This window comes from Rhodothermales bacterium (genome assembly GCA_013002345.1).
Classification (GTDB): Bacteria; Bacteroidota; Rhodothermia; order Rhodothermales; family JABDKH01; genus JABDKH01.
This window is the reverse complement of sequence record JABDKH010000368.1, coordinates 1-4832: the sequence shown is the minus strand read 5'-3', so window position 1 is coordinate 4832 and position 4832 is coordinate 1. Positions and strand designations below refer to the sequence as shown.

Below are 4832 nucleotides of genomic sequence, written 5' to 3'. Positions count from 1 at the left end.
ACATAGCCCGTGTCAGGGTTCGGTTCGCCGGCAACCGTAATCTCCAACGTATAGTTGTGTCCGTGCCAGTTCGGACTGTTACACTTGCCGAAGGTCGCGACATTCCACTCGTCCGATTTCTTCGCGTTGTGCAGCCGGTGGGCGGCGTTGAACTGCATTTTGCGCGTGATGTAAACTTTCGCCATCTTCACTTCACTGTAATCGTTTGATCTGGACAGCGCTTACAGACGCCTTGATCGTTTGTTGCACAGAATAATAAGAAAAACGTTCAAATCGTCCAACCGACTTGCCGGCGGGCGGCCGGGCCGATTGCCACCCGTTTCAGCAGAAAACACGCATTGATGAGCGAAAAGACCTTATTTCAGAAGATCGGGGACGGAGAGATACCGGCTCAGATGGTGTTCGAAGACGAATCATGCTTCGCTTTCCGCGATATCAATCCGCAGGCCCCGACTCACATCCTTGTGTGTCCGCGCAAGGCCATCCCGGGCCTCGACGACATCACGGAATCCGATGTCGAACTCATCGGCCACATGTTTCTCGTCGCGAAGAAGATTGCGAAGGATGAGGGGTTGGAGCGCGGCTATCGAACCGTCTTCAACAACGGCAAGCACGGACAGCAGACGGTGCCTCATCTTCACTTACACATTCTCGGCGGCCGACAGATGACGTGGCCGCCCGGTTAGTACATTTCGACCGCACGAAAACCCGCTAACTCTGTGGTCCGCGCCCGCTTCTTCGTCTGCCTCTTTCTCTTTGCCGTCGCTGCCCCGCCGGTCGTTGGTCAGAGTATTTACGAGGTGTCGACAGGCGTGCGGAGAGACATCAGCCGTTACCGTTGGCTGGGCTCCGCTGTCGTCAAAGACCGCGTCGGCTCCTGGACGATTGATGCGGAGAATCGCTTCGTCTCCGATGCCTACATCCTGTTTAACGAGCAGCTAAGCACGCGCGACGAGAATCACCTTTCCTGGTCCGTGACGGGTCCGCTGCACCCGCGATGGAACCTCACGGCCGAGGGCGGCCTGGGCTGGTTCAGCCTCAGCCGCGTGTTCAGCTCGTCCGGTCTGGTCGGGATGCGCTACGCAGCCACACCCACCTTCTGGCTCGAACCGCGTCTTGGAGTGGCCGTCGACAGTCGACCCGGCGCGGCCGTGGGCGCGATGCCAGCACCGCTGCGTACCGACAGCGGGCCGGCGTATGGCTTCGGAGCCAGCCTGAAATCTCGACCCGCCGAGAAATGGCAATTCCGGGCGGACGGCCTGGGCTCGTGGCGAATGATCACTCCGCGTCGCGCCCGGGATGTGCGCATAGACGCCATGACGTCTCGCTCAACAGCACAAACGCAGTTTCGATCTGAGTTCTACCTGTCAAGTGCGAGACGCGACGCGTACGAGGCTGTGTCTTTCCTGAATCGGACCGAACCCGGGGCCGCAAGCGAATCCGTCGAGGCAACCAGAAGTGATACGCTACTCCTCGCCGCGAGACTGAGTACTCCGCTCACCCGGCGGCTACGAATCAGCAGCGCGGTCCGACTCGGCGCCAATCGGCGCGCGGTGCGTACCCACCGGGCACCCGAGGAATCACTGTTCTTCGAAACAGACTTCGATCGACGAACCCTTGACGTCGATGTCGATCTTGCATACACAAGTGAACGAATCGACGCAACGATCGGCGTGCGGGGCGGCGCACAGAACGAAGAGCGCACGCTGTCCAATCGCGAAGAACTGTCGCCTGCACAGGCAACACAGAAAACAGATCTGTTGCGACAGGCGGACTTCGATCGGGGATTGCTCGAAGCCCACGGCAGAGCAAATCTCACGCCCCTTCAATTCATGACCCTGCACCTCGACGGCTCCGCAAGCATCCTGCGCCACGACACGCCCGAGGTCAATCCGGACGATCGGGACGAGCAGTTCCTGACCGGACGTGTTGGTATTGAATTGCGGCTATCGCAACATCTGAGAACGGACGTGTCGCTGTACGGATCGCGCTACGCAACCATATATCTCAAAGCCATCCGTTCTGCCGAAAACAACGTACAGCGGGCGGTTCGCCTTCGACCCAGCGTCGTGTGGTCGCCGTCGCTGCGAACCAGCATCCGCGTCACGTCGGAGGTTCGCGCTACATATACGGTCGATGATTTTGTACTGGCAGGCAGGCAGGCACGCGACCAGTCGGCACGCGAGCTCCGCTATGAATCGGAAATCGAACACGGACTTGGGGACAGACTCCGGCTCGTGGCCCGCGGAACCTACAGCGATTTGCGGCTCGGTCGTTTCCTGGACGAGGCATTCGCGGAGATCCCTTTCGACACGTTGAGAACGACAAGCGGTTGGATCAGAATTCACTCGGACGGGCGCGTAAAGGCATCGGCGGGCATCAGGATGTTCGTCAGAAGCGACTACAACCGGACAACAACCGTGCGATACTCGTCATCGGGCGAGTCAGATCGCCAGAGCTCGATCACACGCCCGGGTCGCCAGAAGATTTCACAGATCGGACCGACCGCAACAATCAGTTGGCCGCTGGGAAGACGATCGTCGTTGACCTTCGAAGGTTGGTTTGTTGTACAACGGATCACGCAAACGCTCTACGGCGTGCTTCCCGAGGAGCAGGTCGACAATATTGTCTCGGCGGCGAACAAGGGTGTGCGCACAGTCATACCAAACCTGTCGCTGACGTCAGTATGGCGCTTCTGACCGACATGAACTCACCTGGGCTGACCAATCGAATGCTGACAATCGGTGTGACGGGCGGTATAGGAAGTGGGAAGTCGCTCGTGTGCGACATCCTGGAGAAGAGCGGCGCCTGCATCTTCGACGCAGACGAAGTCGGAAAGCAACTACTGACCGACGATGTCGAGGCGCGTCGCGAAATGGTCCGCGAGTTTGGACCGGAAAGCTATCACACCGACGGTACCCTCAATCGAGCTTACATATCCTCGATTGTCTTCGCTGATGCCGAAAGGCTAGCCGCTATCAACACCATCGTGCATCCGCGGGTGTTCGCCTCGTTTTCCCGAATTCGCAAACAGGCTGAGTCGGAGGGCGTCGCCCTGCTGGTTCACGAAGCGGCCCTGCTGTTCGAGGCGGGAGGTGACAGGCACGTCGACGCCACCGTATATGTGGACGCCCCGCGCTGGCTTAGAATCCGTCGCGTCATGGACCGTGACGGTCGGTCGCGCGCAAGGGTTGTTGCCCGCATCAAGCACCAGATTCCTGCCTACCGGGGACGGGAGCTGGCTGACTACGTGATTCGAAACGACGGCACGCCCGAGCAACTTGCCGCGCGTGTCTCGCAGCTACTCGAGACACTGGATCGACGCTTTGGTACGAACACCTCTCACGCATAGCCGGATCGACGCCTCAAAGCGAATCGAGAAACTGCTGAATCACGACCGTCAGCCGTTCCGTCGTTCCCGGCGACAGGATATCGCCGGCAAGAATATGTCCGGACGGATCGCCGGTGTCCGGTATCTCGAGAAGGGCTTTCGGAGCAGAGGCGGTGCCGTCAAACCATTCGACGATCCGGGTCGTGTTCACCACACTATCGTTCGGCGAGTAGACCACCAGGATCGGGCGCTTGAGTTCCGCCGGATCAAGGCGTGAGACGGCGTCGACGCTTGCCATCACCGGAAAGAGAGCGCCAACCGGATAGCGAGTCGTCCAGTTTCTGCTCTGTTGCTCGTTGTACGGTTCCCACTCGCGGTACTCGCCGATCACCAGTCGCGCCAGCTGTTTGCCCCACGGCATCAGTAACATGTTCGACCGCGAATCCGCCGGACCGAAGTTCGGAGACATCAGAACGAGCGCCTCAACATCTTCCGTCTCCTCGTCCGCCAGAGCCCCAGACACTGCCCAGACTGCAAGTGTAGCGCCGGTCGAAGAGGCTACAATTACGGTACGTCGCCCGAGGGCGCGGCCAACAGCAAGCGCTTCGCGCAGATCAAAGAGCCAATCACCGACAGTCGCATCAGCCATCGCTTCACCGGTCCGCCCATGCCCGGTGAGCCTGGTATAGAACAGGTTGGCGTCCAGCCTCGCGGCCAGCGAGTCGCACAGCGGCGCCACCTCCTGCCGGGTGGCCGAGAACCCGTGAACGTATACGATGGACCGCTCCGTCCGAGACCTGTCCGGCCGGGCCCACACAATCTGTTTCTCCGCACCTTCCCATATATCCGGCACGTTTGACTCGACGGATGTAACATACTCCTCGACATCATCGAACACGGGCACGGGGCCGGGATTGACGTCCGCTTCATAGCGGGGACCGGCGACAAGAATGATAACTACAGTCGCAGCGATGGCAGCAGACCACAGCGTTCTTCGCTTAAGTGTCGTGAGCAACGGAACAGGGGTTTGGTTCGGTTTACCAGAACTTCGAGACGACTCATGACACGCGCCCTGGTCGCAACGGTTCTCGTGTCGATTGCCGCGACAGGTCTGGCCGATCTCTCATCGGGGCAGGTCACGATTCGAGGTGTTGTTCGATCGGAGTCGGGCGACGCAATGGCCGCGGCCCACGTCGTCGTCGGGGGCACGTCAATCGGAACGATCACCAATAATACAGGTGAGTTCAAGATCGATGTCGCGGACCTGCCGGTGGTACTGGAAATCCGCCATCTTGGCTATCGTACGAGTCGGACGCACGTGGAATCGTATTCCGACCGCTCCGTACAGGTCACGCTGGAGCCATCGGTCTACTCACTTGACGAGATCATTGTGGCGGACCGCGATTTCGCCGAGAATGTCGTCCGCAAGGTAATCCAGCGGAAGCAGGAATGGGCGTCCGCATTGAAACGATACCAGGCGGACGGCTACACCCGTATCACC

The 4832-nt window shown here is 59.6% G+C and carries 6 protein-coding genes; 4 read left to right on the top strand and 2 right to left on the bottom strand.

Annotation, left to right across the window (positions count from 1 at the left end; translation table 11 throughout):
* Positions 1–185, bottom strand: a 185-nt coding sequence (locus HKN37_17385; GenBank protein ID NNE48428.1) for a 6-carboxytetrahydropterin synthase, incomplete at its 3' end; no start/stop codon positions are given.
* Positions 186–341: 156 nt separating this feature from the next.
* Here HKN37_17385 and HKN37_17380 point away from each other — a divergent pair.
* Genes HKN37_17380 through HKN37_17370 form a run of 3 tightly spaced genes read left to right on the top strand, consistent with a single transcriptional unit; the run spans position 342 to position 3352 of the window.
* Complete coding sequence (locus tag HKN37_17380) at positions 342–686, top strand: histidine triad nucleotide-binding protein (protein ID NNE48427.1); 345 nt, start codon at positions 342–344, stop codon at positions 684–686.
* Between the two features lie 33 nt (positions 687–719).
* Positions 720–2699: a hypothetical protein gene (locus HKN37_17375; protein ID NNE48426.1), complete on the top strand. Its 1980-nt coding sequence runs from the start codon at positions 720–722 to the stop codon at positions 2697–2699.
* Positions 2700–2731: 32 nt separating this feature from the next.
* The gene (locus tag HKN37_17370; protein ID NNE48425.1) at positions 2732–3352 is read left to right on the top strand and encodes a dephospho-CoA kinase; all 621 of its coding nucleotides are present in this window, start codon (positions 2732–2734) and stop codon (positions 3350–3352) included.
* A gap of 13 nt (positions 3353–3365) precedes the next feature.
* Here the strand turns inward: HKN37_17370 and HKN37_17365 are convergent, their stop codons facing one another.
* On the bottom strand, positions 3366–4346 hold the full coding sequence (locus HKN37_17365; GenBank protein ID NNE48424.1) for an alpha/beta fold hydrolase: 981 nt from the start codon (positions 4344–4346) through the stop codon (positions 3366–3368).
* Positions 4347–4391: 45 nt separating this feature from the next.
* On the opposite strand from HKN37_17365, the gene HKN37_17360 reads away from it, so the two are divergent.
* On the top strand, positions 4392–4832 hold a 441-nt coding region (locus tag HKN37_17360; GenBank protein ID NNE48423.1), incomplete at its 3' end, for a hypothetical protein.

Excerpts from the sequence above, each read along its gene's own strand:
- HKN37_17380 (NNE48427.1), top strand. The coding sequence starts at position 342 with ATGAGCGAAAAGACCTTATTTCAGAAGATCGGGGACGGAGAGATACCG.
- HKN37_17370 (NNE48425.1), top strand. The coding sequence starts at position 2,732 with ATGCTGACAATCGGTGTGACGGGCGGTATAGGAAGTGGGAAGTCGCTC.